Origin of the sequence: Vibrio cholerae ATCC 14035 (assembly GCF_000621645.1) — a bacterium.
Taxonomy (GTDB): domain Bacteria; phylum Pseudomonadota; class Gammaproteobacteria; order Enterobacterales; family Vibrionaceae; genus Vibrio; species Vibrio cholerae.
The window spans coordinates 1-19,187 of record NZ_JHXR01000033.1 but is presented as its reverse complement, the minus strand read 5'-3'; the positions used below and the strand labels follow the sequence as shown (position 1 = coordinate 19,187).

General features: G+C 48.1%; 17 protein-coding genes and 2 pseudogenes. 12 read left to right on the top strand and 7 right to left on the bottom strand.

Features of this window, described 5'->3' with window-relative positions; all coding sequences use genetic code 11:
* Positions 1–274: pseudogene (gene tnpA, locus T411_RS01000000119540) on the top strand (IS200/IS605-like element IS1004 family transposase); the annotation flags it as partial.
* Positions 275–560: 286 nt separating this feature from the next.
* Here tnpA and T411_RS0114435 read toward each other — a convergent pair.
* On the bottom strand, positions 561–1,280 hold the full coding sequence (locus tag T411_RS0114435; RefSeq protein WP_000754256.1) for a carbonic anhydrase: 720 nt from the start codon (positions 1,278–1,280) through the stop codon (positions 561–563).
* Between the two features lie 216 nt (positions 1,281–1,496).
* On the opposite strand from T411_RS0114435, the gene T411_RS0114430 reads away from it, so the two are divergent.
* Entirely contained in the window at positions 1,497–1,931 is a 435-nt protein-coding gene (locus T411_RS0114430) for a hypothetical protein (protein WP_000439044.1), read from the top strand.
* Between the two features lie 94 nt (positions 1,932–2,025).
* Here T411_RS0114430 and T411_RS0114425 read toward each other — a convergent pair whose 3' ends face one another.
* The 5 genes from T411_RS0114425 to emrD3 all read right to left on the bottom strand — a co-directional run bounded on the left by T411_RS0114425 (position 2,026) and on the right by emrD3 (position 8,927).
* Positions 2,026–2,373, bottom strand: a complete 348-nt coding sequence (locus tag T411_RS0114425; RefSeq protein WP_000422463.1) for a helix-turn-helix domain-containing protein — start codon at positions 2,371–2,373, stop codon at positions 2,026–2,028.
* A 177-nt stretch (positions 2,374–2,550) separates the two neighbouring features.
* Entirely contained in the window at positions 2,551–3,720 is a 1,170-nt protein-coding gene (locus T411_RS0114420) for a D-alanyl-D-alanine carboxypeptidase family protein (protein WP_001883103.1), read from the bottom strand.
* Between the two features lie 164 nt (positions 3,721–3,884).
* Entirely contained in the window at positions 3,885–5,558 is a 1,674-nt protein-coding gene (locus tag T411_RS0114415; protein WP_000020017.1) for a pyridoxal phosphate-dependent decarboxylase family protein, read from the bottom strand.
* 15 nt (positions 5,559–5,573) lie between these two features.
* The gene (locus tag T411_RS0114410) at positions 5,574–7,484 is read right to left on the bottom strand and encodes a methyl-accepting chemotaxis protein (RefSeq protein WP_001893372.1); all 1,911 of its coding nucleotides are present in this window, start codon (positions 7,482–7,484) and stop codon (positions 5,574–5,576) included.
* A 303-nt stretch (positions 7,485–7,787) separates the two neighbouring features.
* Positions 7,788–8,927, bottom strand: coding sequence for a multidrug efflux MFS transporter EmrD-3 (gene emrD3, locus T411_RS0114405; RefSeq protein WP_000850833.1), 1,140 nt, complete (start codon positions 8,925–8,927; stop codon positions 7,788–7,790).
* Between the two features lie 101 nt (positions 8,928–9,028).
* On the opposite strand from emrD3, the gene T411_RS0114400 reads away from it, so the two are divergent.
* Positions 9,029–9,802 carry an AraC family transcriptional regulator gene (locus tag T411_RS0114400; protein ID WP_000974583.1) on the top strand — a complete coding sequence of 258 codons (774 nt, stop codon included), beginning with the start codon at positions 9,029–9,031 and terminating at the stop codon, positions 9,800–9,802.
* A 59-nt stretch (positions 9,803–9,861) separates the two neighbouring features.
* Here T411_RS0114400 and T411_RS0114395 read toward each other — a convergent pair whose 3' ends face one another.
* The gene (locus T411_RS0114395; RefSeq protein ID WP_000181106.1) at positions 9,862–10,242 is read right to left on the bottom strand and encodes a hypothetical protein; all 381 of its coding nucleotides are present in this window, start codon (positions 10,240–10,242) and stop codon (positions 9,862–9,864) included.
* A gap of 183 nt (positions 10,243–10,425) precedes the next feature.
* Between T411_RS0114395 and T411_RS0114390 the strand changes: the two genes are divergently transcribed.
* The 9 genes and pseudogenes from T411_RS0114390 to T411_RS0114345 form a co-directional block, all read left to right on the top strand.
* Positions 10,426–11,604 carry a MerR family transcriptional regulator gene (locus T411_RS0114390; protein ID WP_000280874.1) on the top strand — a complete coding sequence of 393 codons (1,179 nt, stop codon included), beginning with the start codon at positions 10,426–10,428 and terminating at the stop codon, positions 11,602–11,604.
* Positions 11,605–11,614: 10 nt separating this feature from the next.
* The gene (locus T411_RS0114385) at positions 11,615–12,157 is read left to right on the top strand and encodes a GNAT family N-acetyltransferase (protein WP_001011716.1); all 543 of its coding nucleotides are present in this window, start codon (positions 11,615–11,617) and stop codon (positions 12,155–12,157) included.
* Positions 12,158–12,316: 159 nt separating this feature from the next.
* Positions 12,317–12,673 carry a hypothetical protein gene (locus T411_RS01000000119535; protein WP_154095519.1) on the top strand — a complete coding sequence of 119 codons (357 nt, stop codon included), beginning with the start codon at positions 12,317–12,319 and terminating at the stop codon, positions 12,671–12,673.
* 109 nt (positions 12,674–12,782) lie between these two features.
* On the top strand, positions 12,783–13,292 hold the full coding sequence (gene copI / locus T411_RS0114370) for a copper-resistant cuproprotein CopI (protein WP_000592762.1): 510 nt from the start codon (positions 12,783–12,785) through the stop codon (positions 13,290–13,292).
* A gap of 194 nt (positions 13,293–13,486) precedes the next feature.
* Positions 13,487–13,999 (top strand): annotated as a pseudogene (locus tag T411_RS01000000119530) (cupin domain-containing protein).
* 102 nt (positions 14,000–14,101) lie between these two features.
* The gene (locus T411_RS0114360; protein WP_000173586.1) at positions 14,102–15,556 is read left to right on the top strand and encodes an ATP-binding protein; all 1,455 of its coding nucleotides are present in this window, start codon (positions 14,102–14,104) and stop codon (positions 15,554–15,556) included.
* Positions 15,553–16,203, top strand: a complete 651-nt coding sequence (locus T411_RS0114355) for a response regulator transcription factor (protein WP_000821694.1) — start codon at positions 15,553–15,555, stop codon at positions 16,201–16,203. The genes T411_RS0114360 and T411_RS0114355 overlap by 4 nt, the downstream gene beginning before the upstream one ends.
* Complete coding sequence (locus T411_RS0114350) at positions 16,200–17,030, top strand: DUF2861 family protein (protein ID WP_000562692.1); 831 nt, start codon at positions 16,200–16,202, stop codon at positions 17,028–17,030. The genes T411_RS0114355 and T411_RS0114350 overlap by 4 nt, the downstream gene beginning before the upstream one ends.
* 88 nt (positions 17,031–17,118) lie before the next feature.
* The coding region (locus tag T411_RS0114345; protein ID WP_027694901.1) for a glycoside hydrolase at positions 17,119–19,187 on the top strand (2,069 nt) is incomplete at its 3' end.

The window sequence follows — 19,187 nt, the reverse complement described above, 5'->3', positions numbered from 1 at the left end:
CAATGTTCAGCCAGATCATGTCCACTTAGTTGCGATAATTCCGCCCAAAGTATCGATTTCGACGTTGATGGGAGTTTTAAAGGGTAGGAGTGCAATTAGGCTATTCAACAAGTTTCCACATATCAGGAAAAAGTTATGGGGAAATCATTTTTGGGCGCGAGGCTATTTTGTGGATACGGTAGGTGTAAATGAAGAAATCATTAGACGGTATGTACGGCATCAAGACAAAAAAGAGCTTGAGCAAGAGCAGCAGTTAGAGTTATTGAGAGACTAACAGCGTCGTGGCCCCCTTTTAGGGGGCTTATATTAAAACCGCCTTCTAAGAAGGCGGATTTTTATAGCTTTTTTCGAGACGTCATCAAATCGCAGCAAAACAGACATCTTCTCGTCAAATCACAAAGTTAACGTTGACAGGCGGCAGTAAAGGATGACCAGCCACACGGCTTATCATCGCTGTTGTGAGACTTTTCTCGTCCCAATTTAACTTCTGTGAATTTAATTTCTGCGAAGGTTTTGGCGTCCTCTTGGACGCCATTTTTTATGCCTGCTAAGCCTTGTATTTAGTCGGCTTGCAAGACAAGACGAGCATTATGCGGTTGTACGGGTCGATTATTGTGTCCCATCACGGCACTAAGCTGCTGCTCTTGTTGATTCGACAAATGTGCTGGCTCTTTTAACACAATCCAACGTACACCTTCACTGCAAGGCGGCGTAGTCAATGAACCATTGAAACGATAGTAGTGCTTCGATTCTGGGATCCAATCAGCCAAAGGGATCCCTTGCGTGAGCTGAGTCGAATTCCCTTTGGTCGGCATATCCGCCGTGAGAACCTTAAGCAGCGGATTTTCCGACCCCACTTGGTACATCACCGCAACAACCGCCAGATTGCCTTGCTCGTCGGCATGAACAAAATGCGCTTCCAGTGGGAATTGTTTTCCTTTTAGCAAATTTTCAGAAGGGGTATGAAAATGAAACTGCTTAAGCTGAAACGTTTTGCCATCGATCTGCAGTGGGTTATTACCACGGACTATCGCTTGTAAAGTGTGCCCGTTATTGAGCAGCCCAACCACTTGCCCTTGATAATTGAGCGTGAAAGGCTGTAGATCCGCTTCTACGCTTTGCGCGACATCAATCGGGCTTTGATTTTTACCCTCTGCGCAAAGAGGGGCAACTTTGCCCCAATGCTCCGGAGCATGCTCTCCTTCATACCCCCACTCGGAAGCCTGTACGCCGAAGCTCATACTGGCTACCATCGCTAATACCCACGTTGTCTTTTTCATAGTCCCTCACTTAACTGGTTGATTGAATCATGGTTTAGGTTTGACATGATGCAGAATAGTATTGGTAGACAAAATGAATATGTTCGGAATATAAGATTCTAGAAACTCATCACGGCCGAATGTAATCGACAACTTACTCAAATAAGATTGACTGGCACTCACTCAAAAACTCTTTACAATGTCGCCTCCTGTTATGACCCAAAGAAGAGTAATGCCATGGAGCGTGACTACACTTATCAATGCCTGCGTGCAATGGATAAACAAGAGCTAACCGAATTCAGTTTGCGCATTTTGCACCGTTTGATCAGCGAAGAGACTTTACGCGAGTTGTACCGCTTTGATGATGAAGAATTTGAAGGCGAAGAAAAAGCACACATGGCACATATTGATGCAATGGTGAAAATGCACGCGATCGCTTTAGGCCAGCTACCTGCGATGTTTGAAGGCTCAGATCAAGCGATGCAAAATACCCAGCGCATGACACGCCTTTTGATGTGGCACTTTTATGCCATTGCCTTTCATTTAGAGCAGAGTGTGGATTTAGAAACCCATTGTGCGGAAGTAGAAAAACTGATCGCGACACAACCAGAAAACGCTCTGGCATGGTCAACCCAGTTGACCGAACTCTTGTATCGTTACGCGGAATTGTAAGTCTATCGATAAAAAGTGGCAGATCTTTTACTGCCACTGGATGAGAGAGTATCTATAAAGCCAACCGTGAGGAGCGAGCCCTTAACCAGTCAGGTTATTTGGCGAGATGGGTGTACTCGATGATCACCTGATTTCCTTCGACATAAACACGTTTAATATCCCCATCGACGGTAACGCGGTTTTGCAGATGCACAAGCTTTTCACCAGAGCGAGTTTTGCGTTTTAGCGTAGGTAATACGTTGTGCGGCTCAACATGGAGGTGCTGGCAAAAACGACTGACGAAAGACATAGACAGCGGCGCATCACCACGCAGTAGCTCCGAAAACTCTCCCTGACTCACACCAAGGCGCTTAGTCATCTCCATCTGAGTCATGTGCATTTTGGCTTTCTTAGTCATCCAGACGTCGTACAGTGCCTTACGGTCTTCTTGGTTCAGTTCCATTTCTGCCTCTCCTCGTCGTTGTTGCGAATGGCCGATACCATGCCAGAATTTTTAGAGCAACGTGTCAATCTGGTGTGAGTTTGCGATGTGTGTTGATCATCGAACCACAAACTGAGATCAAAATCCCAGTTTGTAGTGAGAATACTATCGATAAGGGTAATTGACCAAAGACTGCGATCAAAACCAACCAGAGAAGAGCAGCTTGAACCAATCCATCAGACGTTTAAAGATCCCGCCCTGTTCGACAGATTCTTGGCTAACCAATTTGGCCTCGCCGACCTTTTCTTCATCAATGTAGTAGAAAATCGAGCCTACTACATCACCTTTGGCGATCGGCGCTTCGAGGTTTTGATCCAATTGGATCACAGCATTGAGTTTTTTCACGTCGCTGCGCGGCAGTGTTAAGTAGACAGTATCAGCACTGCCCAACGCCACTTCGTTTTTATCTCCATACCAGAGACGCTGATTCTGGATCACCGTGTCTTTTTGATGTGGTGTCACCGTTTCGTAAAAACGGAAACCATAACTGAGCAGTTGTTTACTTTCTGCCTCACGACTCTTCACGCTTTTTGACCCCATCACCACTGAAATGAGGCGCATCTCGCCACTGGTGGCCGAGCTGGCTAAGCTATATCCCGCACCACTGGTGTAACCTGTTTTCATGCCGTCAACATTCATACTGCGATCGCGCAGCAGACCATTACGGTTGTGTTGAGTGATGCCGTTGTAAGTAAATGAAAGCTCACTGTACAGCGGGTAGATTTCCGGTAGATCGCGAATAATCGCACGGCCCAGTAACGCAATGTCATAGGGTGTGCTGTACAGAGCGGGATTATCCAGCCCGTGAGGGTTAGCAAACGAGCTATTGTTCATCCCCAATTGCTGCGCCCACGAGTTCATTAGACTCACAAACGCCCCTTCCGATCCAGCGACATGCTCGGCAATCGCCACACTGGCATCATTCCCTGATTGCACGATCAAGCCGCGGTAAAGATCCATCAAATTGACGTAAGTGCCCACTTCAATGAACATTTTTGATGAATCTGGAAATTTCTTGGCCCATGCGTTATTGCTGATCCGCACTTGGTCATCCGCATGGATATTGCCACGCTTCATCTCTTGTCCTGCGACGTACGAGGTCATGAGTTTGGTTAAGCTGGCCGGATTGAGTTTTTGATGTGCGTTGTGTTCGACCAGAACTTTACCTGTATGGAAATCGATTAGAACATAACCGTTAGCGGCCAATTGTGGCGGCTCGGGTACGACGGTCAAAGCGGAAAAACCTAACGTTGGCACAAATGCCATACAAGCCATTGAAAACCTGACGAGAAACTTGGTGCTGGTCATAACGTGTCCCCCAATAAAATACTAAGCAAGCAGTATAACCAACTGCGACTTTAGCACAGCTTCTCTTTACTAACTCTTACAGTTGCAGGCCGAGTACTTACATTGTGTTACAGATCCCAACCGGCTTAGCGCACCACACTCAGCCGGTCAGTCATGAAGAATGCCTATCTGAGGCTCATTTCTGCAATGAAAGCATCCAAATGAGTGCGCATGGTATGCGGGTTCATCAATACCACTTTTTCTCCCGGCAAATGCAAGCAGTGTCCCTCAGGGTCGTAATGGGTACGCGTTAGTGATTCAACCCAGTTACTGTTTAAGGTTTGCCCCTTACGCGCAAGAAAGTGGCTACGATGATACAGAGTGTGAGTCACCATCTTCTCGACATAATCTGGATGTTGGCAGAGATCCATCTCTAGAGCGAACGCGTCATGAGCCGATTTTACACTCGGGGGGTAGAGACGAAATGCCACGCTCGGACCATGATTTTGTTCTGCAATCAGTTTGCAGTGCGCCAGTGTCGCCAACTGCGCACGCAGATAACTGGCATTTTGTAAGCCATGCGCGAGGATGGTTTGATAGCCATCAATCCCCATCATTTGCAATGCTGAATAGGCGGCAAACACCCCAACTGCACTGCGTGAGCATTCTATCGTGGCTTGTAAATGCGTTTCTTGTTGCCGCGCAGTTTCAAAATAGGAGAAATAACTGGGATCAGATTTGAGTGCCTGTAAATCATGCCTATTTTTTATCATCACCAAACTGGAGGTGTAGGGTACATAACCCCATTTCTGGAAATCCACGGTAAATGAATCCGCCCACTGCAGCGCACGAATTTTAGGTAGCCATTCGGTGATGGCCGATAAGGTCGCAGCATTAATCGCCAACGGGTTACGCTGTAAATCGTAACTTGCGAAAAACAGCAAACTCCACCCTACCGCTGCATCAACATGGATATGCGGTTTACGACGCACTCCGTATTGATGGCAGAGCGATTCACGGATGTCATACACCGCTTTGATATCATCCAGCGCAAACGTATCGGTCGTACCAAACGTGAGCATGATGGTTGGCACAACTTGCTCCTGCTCAAAGCAGCGACTGAGTTGGCGATGCAGATCAATCAAGTCAATTTCGTTATTGTCATTGACTCGGACACGGATCACCTGTGATTGCACACTGATCCCGAGCAGCGCCAAGTTTGTCATGTTCGAGTAGTGTCCTGCCTCCGAATTCAGCATCCGCAAGGAACCTGTCGAGATACCTTGAGAAATGGAACTGGGTAATGCTTTGCGCAGCCCAAGCAGGTATCCGTATAAATTACAAAACGTCCCCCCTTGGGTAAAAATTCCAGTCGCCTGCTCGGTAGAATAGCCCGCCAGTGAAGCAATTTGCCGTACCACCAACTTTTCTAACTCTGCCGCCATACCCGAATATTCGCCGTACACCAAATTGGGATTGGCAATCATCGCCAGTAATGCGCCGTGAATAGCGGGATCACTCGGGGTTGAAATCACATTCTCGACCGAGCGAGGATCGTCCCAATTTTTCGAATGCTGAGCGGCATAAAGAGCCACTTCATCAAATGGCTTGCCTTGGTAACGTGAAAAAGGGGGCACTTCCTCTCGAGTAGTCAGTTGTTTAAACAGATGATGATCGTAAACGGGTGACTCTCGACGCGACTGTAAAAGCGGTTGGATTTCCAACGAACGATACAGCGGCCACAATGCCGGATCGCGGGAAAAAAACTTCGCTTTTACGGCGAAGTAATGTTGCTCGAAACGCGGATTGAGCTGGTTGGCAGACAGCGCCAACCAGCGATCAGATAACACATGACTCATGATTGAACACCTTAATTAACGCAGTTTAAATTTGCCTACTAGCTGTTCTAATTCATGATTCGAGTGAGAAAGCGATTCTGTCGCGCCTACGGTCTGTCTTCCGCTGACCACAAGAGACTCGACTATCTCACGGATTGAGAGCATGTTACGGCTAAGCTCTGCGGCCACCGTACTTTGCTGCTCTGTCGCCGCCGCAATTTGTGTGCTGAGATCATCAATGTCGCTCACCGATGCACTCATCATATTCAGGCTGCCTGACACTTCAGAGGTTTTATCCGCCGTCGTTTGACACTGCTGCTTAGTACGCTCCATTGCACCCACGACGCTGTCGGTACCTTCCAGCAATTTCGTCAACATATCGGAGATTTCCGTGGTGCTATTTTGCGTTCTTGCCGCTAAGGCACGCACTTCATCGGCCACCACCGCAAAACCGCGACCTTGTTCACCCGCTCGCGCCGCTTCAATGGCAGCGTTTAAAGCCAGCAGGTTCGTTTGTTCTGAGATTGCGCCAATCACACTCAACACTTCGCTGATTTTGTTTGCATCACGATTCATGTTAGAGATGCTTTCGGACATATTTTCCACATCGTTGACCAAAGAAGTCACCGTAGATACGGCATTATTCACAATCACCAAAGATTGCTGCGCTTCTTTGCTCGCGGCTTCTGTGATCTGATTTGATTGCGTGACGCTTTCCGCAACCGTGCGCGCACTCTCACTCATTTGCGTGATCGCAGTAACCACCTGATCGGTTTCGGAAGAGTGAGAAATCAACATCTGTTCGTTCTCTTTCGCCGTCTGGCTTAACTGCTCAATGCTGCTTGATATGATCTGTGTTGCATCGGAAATCTGCAGCATCATGTTTTGTAAATTACCTGAAAAACGGTTGAAGCCTTCACTGATCTGCGCCAAGTCATCATTACCATTCACTTCTAAGCGACGAGTTAAATCCCCGCTGCCTTGAGCCAAATCCAAAACCGCGACTTTCAAACGCAGCAAAGGTTTATAGATTTGATTGATAATGAAGATAATCACCCCAACACTGATCCCGATAAGTACTATCCCAGTTGTGATCGCATTCGCTACGGCGACATCGACATCCGCTAATGCGGTGGCTTTATCAACAAACACCATCAAGGTCCAGTACATATCATCGGTTAGATTGACACGTTTGTAGTAACCATCAAATTCAATCCCTAGGTACGGGAACGAAAGATGTCCACTCTCTTGACGGTGAAACCCAGCTTCCATTTCGCGAAACGATGGGCTGACTTGGGAAGGGGTGCGGCCAATATCGTTGGGATCATCACTGGCAAAAAACACCGCATTTTTATCGGTCAGTGTCGCTGCGCCTCCGGCAAAACGCATGTTACTCACTTGAGTGATGATGTCATCAAGCTGGAAGTCACCCAGCAAAGCCCCCACAAATTGGCCTTGATGAAGAATCGGGCTAACCGCACTGATCACTTTTTTGCCAGTGACTTGATCTTGATAAATCTCAGTCAAAAATGGGCTACGACGACTTTTGGCCTGTTGATACCAGTCACGGTCAGTAAATTTAAACCGATTTGTCGTCACTCCCCCCTCTTTGTCCATCGACATATAAGAGCGACCATCTTCGTAGGCCGCAATCACATTGGTGATCTGCGCCGCTTCCGCCAAAAGTCGTACTTTATTGAGGTTATCGGTATCCGATAACTCTGGAGTAAACAAGTTCGCACCACGAGATACGGCCTCGTAACGACTTTTCACCCAAAACTCGAGTTCTGACACATGGTAATTGAGCTTGTTTTGCGTTTCGGTCGTTAATGAATCAATCATCTCTCGTTTGAGAGAGAGCATATTAATCGTACCTAACACCATCAGCGATATGGTCACTAAAATGACCACACTGGCGTATATTCTTCCTTTGAATCCTAGAGTCATGACTCCCCCTGCCGTTTTCATGCATGTGATTGCGGTTCCTCTTCAGGTGGGGTCGAGTCTTAGAGTAATAGAATGAAATGACACGAGAGCCACCTAGCCAACCTTTAAAAGTTGGTTCATAGATTCAAGATATGCAAGCTCTATCACAGAAATATCCAGCGCTTTGGAGGACAAAATTAAATTAAAACCATGAATATCAATAATATTATCATTCGTGAATTTTATGCGATGAGGGTATCTGAAGGTGTCAGTTCACCTTTGTTGAGTGCCAAAGATAACTCTCAACAAAGGTTCTCATAAACCTCATGGTAGACGGGCTATGTGACTAGAGCGAGCTAAGGTTGCCAACAAGGTGATACCAGCGCACATCAGAAGCACGACACCTAAACGTTGTACTAAACCCGTGAGCGCCAAACCACTACCAATCAAAAGATAATAGAGCAGGCCAAACAGCGCTCCAGCACTCCCTGCTTGCGATTTATACTCCACCAGTGCAGTGCTCAAGATATTCGGAATCGCCATACCATAAGCGATCACAACCAATATCATTGCGGCCACAAAACCGATCGAATCAAGCGTCAAAGATACGCCTATAGTTCCCATGATTAATAACAGTGCTGCCAGTAAAAGCAGCGCACGCTGTGGCACCTGTTTAGCAAGCAACGTTTTGTTAAGAAAGCTCCCGATTAAGCTACCGAGGCCAAGTGCAATACCACTATAGCCAAACTGTTCCGCATCTAACCCCAAATCGCTAAAGATAAAGGCACCAAGCTGGTAATAAGAAAATAAGGCCACGTTGTATAACGCCACTAGCAGTGCTGAAAGCAGCACTTGTCTATCTTTAAACATTCGAGCCACTAAACAACCCAATGCGATCTTCGGCTTGACCTGTTGCGTTTCGGGAAGCTGACACAAGTTATAAACGAACAGCACCAGAGCTATAAAAAATAGCGCCAGAAAAACTAATTGATGCCCACCTGCAAACGCTAACTGCCCACCAAGCAACATCCCTAGCACTGGGCTTATAGATATACCTATCCCCATTAAACTAAAAACTTTTCTCAGTTCATGACCACTGAACACATCGCGTAAAATAGTTTGCGTTACCACGGAACCGACAGCGATACCAAAGGCGCTGAATACTCGTGCTAACATCAAGATAGTGAAACTGTCTGTCTGCATTGCGATAAATGTAGCGCTCCCGTAAATCAGTAGGCCCACCAACATAGTAGGCCGACGCCCCCATTTATCCGCGAGTACTCCCCATATCACCACTCCCAATGCAAAAGCCAAAAAATAGACCGACAAGGTTTGAGCGGCTTGGGCATCACTCACCGAAAATGACCGCGCAATAGAGCCCAACACCGGGCTATAGATGGTTTCGACGATTTGTGGAAACATCAACATAATCACCATCAACCAGAGAGAAGGCTTCGTCTTCATATCAAGTCCTCATTCATGAATTTACTTGGCGCGCAGTATAAAGAGGACTACTCTCTCCCCATTAACAACATAAATACCAAAAACATCAAAAATCGGACAAGATGGCCATTATTGATCAACAGACCTCATTCGACCCAGATCGCTTACCCGCTTGCGTAGTGGGCATTGCCGCTGACATAGGCAATCACGATTCTGGGCTACATCAGCACCAGAAAGGTCAATTGCTGTTTGCTCCTCAAGGCTGCATTCGCTTCGCTCTAGACGATTCAATCTGTATTCTGCCGCCGACCAAAGCGGTGTGGATACCGTCCGGCACTCGACATCGCGCCATCATGACCAATGTCGTTGCTTATCGTTCAATCTACTTTGATTGCCATGCCTTTAAGTGCCCAGACCACATCACCATGATTGAAGTGAACGCTTTACTCAAAGCGCTGATTGATAAGATGGCACTATGGTCATGGGATACCCCACAAGAGAGCATGAACAATACCACCACCTTATTTTGGGAAGAGTTCTATGCGGCTCAACGCCAGACATTCCACCTCCCATTGCCAACAAATCGTCGATTTAAGGTATTCCGAAAACAGTTAATGCAAGCGACGTTTTTCGCACCCGACCTTGTGTCACTAGCCAACTCAGTGGGAGCGAGTAGCAAAACCGTGACTCGGTTATTTAAAGCCGAAACAGGGATGTCATATCAAGAGTGGAAACAACAATGGCGTTTATTAAAAGCGATTGAACTGCTTTCAAAAGAGACACCCGTGAATCAGGTATCGGATTGGCTTGGTTTTTCATCGGATAGTGCCTTCATCGCCTTTTTTAAAAAACAGACTGGCCAGACACCCTTAAGCTTTATAAAAATAAGGCGTTAGCCGATTGAACTCTGCTAACGCCTTAAATTATGAAAGCATTCTGTTGTTATGCTGAAGGATTACGCTTCATCCATATCGCAATCGGTACAACTTTGCAGCGCGATTTCGTGTTCAAACACAATTGCGCCATTACCTTCTGCCACAAGTTCTGCGATTTCATCCGCGACTTCTTGCTCATCTTCCGCTTCTACTTGATTTGCCAGTTCTTCTTCTGAGTAACCGTAGAAGTTCAGTAATAAGTAATCGCGCGCTTCTTCTTTAGTACAAGTCACGTTCACGGAAAGATCTGGCTCAACGTTGTCTTGTGCAATCAGCTCTGCCACTTGTGCTAATACATCCTCTTTCATCGCCGCCGTTAACCAGCCTAAATCCGTACTAACGGTGGTTTTTTTACAGTCAAAACAAGGCAGTTGATGAAAGTAATATTGAAAATTGGTCATAGGTCATGTCTTCTTTCAGAGTAAGTAGCAAGATTATGCGCGATTTCTCGCAAATTACTATCTTAATCATGAGGAAAGAATCTCTGAGTGTGTGCGTAAAAAATCGCTCAACACTGCTTGACCTGTCTATAGCTCTACAGTTCATACTAGCCGCATATTCTGCCTTTTGAGCTCAGATAAAGCATGTATTTAATTTCAGAATTAGCGGTTAAGGCGGGGCTCTCTCGAACCACACTGCTTTACTACGAGAAGTTAGGGTTGATTCGGGGACAACGTCTTGATAATGGCTATCGCTATTACAACGAGAGTGATCTGCAGCAACTGTTTCTTATCCAACAGCTTCAGAGTGCGGGGCTCTCATTAAAAGAGTGTGAAGAGTGCTTACAGGCGAAACTAGACCGAACCCTATTGGAAAGACGTTTAAGCCAACTCGATGATGAAATTGAGAAAAAGGTTCGTGCTCGAGAATTGCTTTTAGCCTTGCTCGGCGAACGTCCACAAAGAGAGTTACACCACTCTCTCAGTAAACATGCGCCAAACGCTTACTTAAGTTGGCTAAACACGCAAGGTTACAGTGAAAAAGAGGCGCTCCGATTAAAATGGTTATCGAAAGATATGAATGAACACGACATCTATATGCAAGATTTCATGACGGTTTTTGCCTCTTTGCAACACTGGGGCCCCGGTAGTGAGCAAGATAGCTTAAAAGCCATTTCCTTGATGTCGATGCAAAACATGCAGCACATCCTCGACATCGGCTGCGAAACGGGCCTTTCGACACTCCTGCTGGCTGAAAACAGTTCGGCGCACATTACTGCCGTCGATAATGAACCCATCGCGATTGAGCAACTTGAGAAGCAACGCCAGCACTCACCATGGAAAGAGCAGATATCCCCGGTATTGGGTTCCATGACAGCGCTCCCCTTTGCAGCGAAAAGCTTTGATGCAATCTGGGCAGAAGGCTGTGTCTACATCATGGGTATGGAGAACGCACTCAAGCAGTGGAAACCTTTTTTAGCCGATAACGCTATCTTGATGGTCAGTGATTTGGTCTGGCTCACTGAGAATCCAAAACCGGAAGCTCAAGAATTTTGGCAATCCGAATACCCAGATATCCAATCGATACCTTCTCGAATCAAGCTTTTCAAAAAACTGGGGTATGAGGTGATGGAGCATTTCTCATTAGGCATCGATGCATGGCAAAACTACTGGTTACCGCTGCAAAACCGCGTCCAAGAGTTAAAACTTCGGCTGACAAACTCCCAAGCCTTGTCTGACATAGAAAAGGAGATTGCTATCTATGAACGAAGTGCTGCCAAAGATTTTACTTATCAGTACTTTGTTTTGAAACTTAATCACTAGAGACTTAAGAATGAATTTTTCTTTATACAAATCACAGCAAAAACCAGAGATTATCAACCTGTTCCAAAACACCTTTTCTGATTCTGAAGGGTCAGAAGAAGGCACTGTGATCGGAACGCTGGTCTCCGATTTTCTCAGCCAACCCCTTCAAGAAGATGATCTTTTCGTGTTTGTCGCATGTGATGACCACCAACGCGTTGTCGGCAGCATCCTTTTCTCCAAGCTCTCATTTCCTAATGAGGAAAACGTGTTTCTTCTCGCGCCAGTAGCGGTGGCAACGAAATGGCACGGTCAAGGCATTGGACAAGCTCTGATCCGTTTTGGATTAGAGGCGTTAAAAACAAAAGGTGTCAGTATTGTTATGACCTACGGCGATATTCGCTTTTACTCCAAAGTCGGATTTACTGCGATTAATGAAGAGAGGATTCAAGCACCATTGACTTTGTCCTATCCTGAAGGTTGGCTTGCTCAATCGTTAACAGGGAAAGCGATCACCCCGATCAGCGGTAAACCCACATGCTTAGAGGCGATAGCAAATCCTATTTACTGGTAGGCTTAAATTAGGGAAAGCTCTTGGGTTTTATTTGATATTCATCACTTGACCTTCCCCTAGGGTAAAACTTTAAAGTGCGACTAAGTTTTTCATTCAAGGCACACAATGCGTTTTTCTTCTGTTCGCATCTTCTGGATCGCTCTTATCAGCCTGTTTGCCATGCTGAGTTCCAGTATTGCTTCAAGCGCGCCTTTAATGACTTGGCCAATGATCAGTGCCTCCACTTACCAATCCGAAGCTGAAGCGCCTTCCGGTTGCGTGATGATGGATGCAAGCAAAATGTCTCCCACCATGCAGATGAACCATACCTCAATGGAGATAAGTTCAAACCATTGCACGAGTGATAGTCCCACTATACATAATTGTTGTAGCGCCGCATGCGTGAGTGTGTTGGCGCTTTTATCGCAAACCACCTATAGCCTACCTACAGAATACCAACTGGCTTTGATTCCCTATGAATCCACAAAATCCGTGATTCAAAGGCAGCAATCCCTCTATCGACCGCCAATCGCTTAACTCAATCAACAACTCTGCTTGTCACTGCTCCCCTGTGAAACGTGATGTGTATTTTCACGCCATAATTTAAACAACTGATCAAAACAAAACCCGAACAAGGAACCTAACCATGATAAAAAAAACACTGCTTGTGATAGCACTGACTTTTACTGTCACCACAGCATTTGCGCACTCGATGGATCACTCAAAAATGGATCACGGGGCGATGCCGATGGATCATTCTCAAATGATGGGTATGGAAGGCATGTCTGATGTAGGCATGCCCGCACCGGGGGCGAAAGCAAACAAAGTGGTGCACGTCATTTTGAGTGATGACATGAAGATCACATTCAAAAAAGACGTCACCATTGAGCCTAACGATGTGGTTCAGTTTGTGGTGATGAACACAGGCAAAATCGATCACGAATTTTCGATTGGCTCCGCCGTGGAGCAACTGAAACACCGTGAAATGATGCGTCAAATGGGTAACCATGAACACGACAGCGGCAGCACAGTCACCGTAAAACCCGGCAAAACCAAAGAGCTGCTGTGGCATTTCCAAGGTGATAACAAGGTGGAATTTGCTTGTAACATCCCCGGCCACGCTGAAGCGGGAATGGTGAAAAGCATCGAGTTATAACCGATTGATCTCAATCTATATCGGTGGTGATTAATCCACTATTGGCAGCAAAGGAGAGTATAAAAACAGACTTTGCTGCCAACTTCCCTCCTCTTTCCTATTTGTTGACACTCGGATTACAAATTCAATTGCAAAATCATTACTATGCCTGAAATTGGGTTACCCCAGCACTGGCGCAACAACAGGAGAAGAAAATGGATCGTCATCCCTGCATCAAACATTGGAGTGAACTATAGGAAAAGGAGCCTCGTTACTACTCTGGTAGCCAAGAGCCGCTGTCTATTGGCTGCGCGCTTGGTCACTATTTTGGCTTCGCGCGGATCGGCATTCACCATGAAATTGTCGAGCCCGGACATCGCACCAGTTGGCCTCACGCGGAAAAAACGGAAGATGAATTTGTGCATGTATTGGAAGGCACACCCGATGTCTGGCTGGATGGCGTCCTCTATCGACTACAGCCGGGCGACTCGGTTGGCTTCAAAGCGGGGGATGGTCTCGCACATACCTTTATCAACAATACCGACCAGATCGTCCGCTTGTTGTGTATCGGAGACACCGAACGAGAAGATAACCGCATTCACTACGCCGTTCATCCCGAACGTAATGCTCGCCTTGGCAAGCTCAACTGGCATGATGTGCCCGATCGCGAGCTGGGTGATCACGATGGTTTACCGGACAGGCTTCGTGCTAACAACGGGCCGTTCTAAGCGATCACGGCGTTTGATCAGCAGATTTGTTGACACCCAAATTACAAATCTTGTGATGAAGCGGCTACTATTGGCATGAACCCAATTCTAAGTATTTAAATCATGACGTTGCTGCTGACTCACCGCTGGTTAAGCCTCTTACTGTGTAGCTTATGGGCAGTGCCCACACTGGCCAATATTGACCTGCCTGAAACTCAGCGCTGGTCGATTTTTTATCGCGCAGCACTTGAGCAGCAAAGCACGCCACTGGTGGCGAGCCAAACCCTCAATCAATACCCGTTTGCGCTACTCAGCAGTCACAGTCAATATCCTGATTTTACTCAATATACCTGGCAAGACATCGCAGATTTAGCCGCCACGGCCAAGCAGTGCCAGCCGCGAAACTCCTCTTCGCCGTATTTGGCGAAAGCGGTCGAATTTGAGTTGGCGTTATGTCGCCAAACGCCGCTCGGCGCAGAGTGGTTTCAACGTGTTGCGTGGCAACATCCGGCGGGAGGCAGCTACGCAGATCGCTATATTGAACACTTACCGGATTCAGAACAGGCAAGCTTTGCTTCGACGCATCCAACACGTTTTACTTTGGCGAGCCGCTATCATCCGTTGCATACCTTGTGGCAACGACCGGGCGCTGCGGGGGTAGATGCACTGCTCAACGGTTTTCGCCTTTATCTTGCGCCAAATGATGAACTGTGGCTAAGCAGCGAAGCGGGCTGGCATGTGCTTTCGAGCGTGCAGTGGCGCGCACTCACCGCACCACTGCCATTCACGCTTGAGCCTTATCAAGCGCACAAGCCTTGCGATGAGCGTTACAGCAACCTCTGCTTTAATCAGCGAGTCAGCAGTCATGCGTTACTGTATAGCGGTTTGGTGATCGGCGTGTTGCTTGCGTTTGGCGCTGCGCTGCGTTCACTTTGGCTGCGCTATCAAGAAGGGCGCGAGCGGCGCTTTATTTTGCAACTGCTGACTCACGAACTGCGCACGCCCATCACCAGTTTAGGGTTTACCGTCGAATCACTACGCAGCCAATTTGATGAGTTATCCCCCAAGGCGCAAGAGAGCTTATGGCGATTAATGGCCGATCATCAGCGGCTAGCACAACTGAGCGAAACCAGTCGCCACTACTTGAGCCCAAGCCACGACACCATGGCGCGCCATCCAGCGCAGTTGAGTGACTTCATCGAGCATTGTATCGAGGGCTTTGAGGTTGAGCTTCATCTCAAACACGACTCAATACTGGCACTACCTTATTACTGGCTTGGGCTGTGCGTCACCAACTTACTCAGCAATGCCAAGCAGCATGGCGTGCCGCCCATTCGCCTGACGGTGAGTGTGGTTGCACAAACGCTGCGCATTGAAGTGGAAGATTGCGGTGAATTTCCCTCTTTCTACCAACGTCTGTGCAAACGACTTTCGAGGCATCAAGACACTCACTCTCGCCCAAACACAGATAACATGGGCGTTGGCTTACAGTTGGTGCGAAAACTCATCACCCAAATGGGCGGCAAACTGGTTATCCGTCGTCATCCAACCCGTTGTATTTTGGAGCTGCCGCTATGAAGCGTATTTTGCTGATTGAAGATGACACCTTACTCGGCCAAGGTCTGCGCGATTATCTGCATGACCATGGTTATGCATGCGAGTGGGTAACGCAGAGCCAACAGGTCGAAAAGCACTGGTTCAGTACCGATCTGGTGATTTTGGATCGGCAATTGCACGATGGTGACAGCCTGAAACATCTGCCGCACTGGTTGATGCTTAAAGCCCTGCCAGTGATCGTACTGACCGCCAAAATTGAAGTGGAGCAACGGATTGAAGGGCTCAAAGCGGGGGCGAAAGATTATGTGCTCAAGCCCTTTTCCCACCAAGAGTTGCTGGCACGCATCGAAGCGCAACTGCGCCCGCTCGGCAGTAGCGTACTCAGCTACGCGGATATTGTGGTCGATGTGGCTAATCGATCTGTGCTGCATAACCAAACGCCGGTTGAGCTCAAACCGAAAGAGTTTCAACTGCTGCTGATGCTATTGCAAAATCCGGGGCGCGTTTATCACCGTGATGAGCTGCTCAATCTTATTTGGGGTTATCAATATTTCCCGACCACACGCACCGTGGATAACCACATTTTGCATTTGCGGCAAAAACTGCCACAACTGGATATCGAGACCCTGCGCGGCGTCGGTTATCGCCTCAAAGGAGCCTCCGTATGATCTGCGCCTCTTTTCGCAATCACATTGCGCGACTTGGCATACTCAGCGCATTACTAAGCGGCGCCGCGATAGCGGAAACGCCGCCAAGCCCCACCCATGCTTGGTTTCGCACCACACCGCTGCAAAGCAGTTACCAGCTATTGGTTGAGGGGCATCCCACGCAAGCGTGGCACGAGCTCATCCACACACTGTCTACCACGCCCGTAGCCGAGCCTTTTTGGCAACCAATTAAAGAGGCCATCCTCAGTCAAACCCAATGTGGACAAGCACTGCCAAGTGCATCGCTTAACGATCTTGCGATTGCGGTGACTTTTATTCATAAGTTCAATCAGACCTTTCAAGGCTACCAAGTGAGGCTGAGCGCCGAAAACCTCAGCCAGCCGCTGGCGGTGCGTCTGGCATCTTCGCAAGGTGCAACCTTGTTAGCAGCAGAGCTTGCGCCTGCCGATTACGCCGAAGTGGAAAGTCGCGATCTTCTCTCGCCGTATGCCGCAGGTGTCTATTGGCTCACGCTGGGCGAGCAGCGCATGGCGCTGCTGATTTCGGCCCCTTCCAGCACACCGTGGATTGAACAATCCAGCGCGGCCGATCTCACTATCCGCTTCCCCGCCACGCCTTCGGGCTGCGCATCGTCACTGGCTCGTTGGCAATTTTTTGATCAAAACTTTACCCTGCTGCACTCACAAACCGTCAACCGTGATCAGCATCCTGCCCCACCCATAGCCCCTTCTCAAGCGCGCTGGCGTAGCCTCAGCGTTATCCAAAGTGAATACCAAGGCACCATTCGCGTGGAGCAAATGCAGCGCCTGACGATACCCATTGACTAAGTTCAGGCAAAAGAGGGAAAGACATACTGGTGACAAAACCTATCGATGGACGAGGTTAAATATCTGGGTTACACGATAGGAGACCGATATGAAATTAACCTTTTCCTCACTGGGGCTACTGCTGCTGGTGAGCGCGCCGAGCTTTGCGTTGACCTTAAAACAGGGCGATCAGCACTGGCAGATTGACCCCGACACACTGGCCATCATCCTCAAGCAAGACTCACAAACTTTCGCTATCAACCAAGGCTGCCTACAGATTGACGGGCAGACACAACAGGCAACGCAATTAACCCAAAGCGCCGAGCAAGCGACATGGACACTTAAGCCAAGTGGCGTGCAAGTGTCTGCACAGTTACAACAAGGGTTGAACATCGATTTTCGCTGGCCAAGTGCTCATGAGATTGAACGCCAAGCTCCTAAAGCACTGCGCTGGTTTGATCTCAGTGAAGCATCGACCCAAACGCTTTTACTGCCGTTTGACGAAGGAATGCGAGTGCCAACCGATAACCCGACTTGGACACGTTATTTGATAGACAATCATTCGGGTGCCAATACCACGCAAGATCTCAAAATGCCGTTCTGGAGCGCGCAGCAGGGCGAACACTTCATCAGCTATCAACTGCTCAACGCCACCAATAACCAGCTGCACTTTAGTGAGCAGCAAAATAAGCTGGACTTACAAGCGGAGCACTGGTTTACCCCGCTGAACCAAAGTGAGCCTTTTAGCGTGCGCATCACCGTGGGCGATGAGATGCTGGCCGGAGCCAAAGCGTATCGCGACTGGCGCGAAGCGGCGGGGCTGCGTGTTTCACTTGCGGAAAAACGCAAGGCAAATCCGCAGATCGAAAAAATGATTGGCGCAAGCCACGTCTATCTATTCGGGCGTGATTTAATCGCAGTGCAAGATGTGGTGGATTGGTGGGGGCTGCGCGATTGGTTTTGGCGCTCTGAGTTTACCCCTTCACCAGAATTACAAAAGGAACTGGCGAGCCTAAAAAAAGGCCAAGACTGGCTTAATCAGTATCAGAAAAAATTGCTGGTCGGTGAGATAAACCAAGCCTTGAACCAGAAGTTCAACGCCAATCAGGCGTCCATTCAAGCGCAGTACCAAGCCGCGCAGCAGCGCAAAGCGTGGCTGACTGAACACGCTGGCGCATACCTCAAACCGAGCGATCAATGGGGACAAGGGTTAGCGCAACCCATGATCAGCACCCTACAGCAAGCGGGATTAAGCAAACTCTGGCTAGGTCTCGATAACTGGATGCCAGCTTTTTATCAGCCGCAAGTGGTCGATAGCGCCAAACAAGCCGGCTATCTGATTGGCGTGTATGACTCATACAACACCGCGATTGAAAAAGGCATCAACGACAGTTGGCTGACCGCGCAGCTGCCGGATCGCATGCGCGAAAACTGCGCGATTGAAAAAGCCGATGGCACGTTGCAACTGGGCTTTCGCGGTAACGGCTTTTATCTCAATCCCGCCTGTGAACTCGGTTACGTTAAACAGCGCGTGCAAGATATTCTCCATTTCGGGCACTTTAACAGCCTGTTTCTCGATGTGGATGGCACCGCCATGGCGCGGGAAGATTACCGCTCGCGCAGCAACGAAACCGCGATGCTAGCCGCCTTTAACACCCGAATGCAGGATATTGCAAACACGCCGAAGCTGATTTTGGGATCGGAAGATGGCAATGCCCTAACCACTCAAGGGCTGGTGTTTGCTCATGGTATGGAAACAGTCGGCTTTGGCTGGACAGACCAAGCGATGAAGAGTGACAAGCAGTCACCCTATTATTTGGGGAACTGGTATCCCGATGAAAAGCCGGATTTTTTCTTTAAATCAGCGCAAGTCAAAGAGCCTTATCGCAGCTTACTGTTTGCCCCTGAGTATAAAGTGCCGCTCTATCAAGCGGTGTTTCATGACGAGCTGATCAGTAGCCACCACTGGCACAGCGACAGTTTGAAGTTTTCGAATGTCAAAGCCGTGCGTGATTTGCGTGCCATGCTGTTTAACACTCCGGCGATGGTGCATTTAAGCCGCGATGAAACGCGTAAAAACTCCGCGCGTATCGAGCAGCTCAAGCACTATCAACAAGGGTTTTTGCCCTTGCATGAGCAGTTGTGGGATAAAGCCTTGGTCGATTTTCGCTGGCTGGA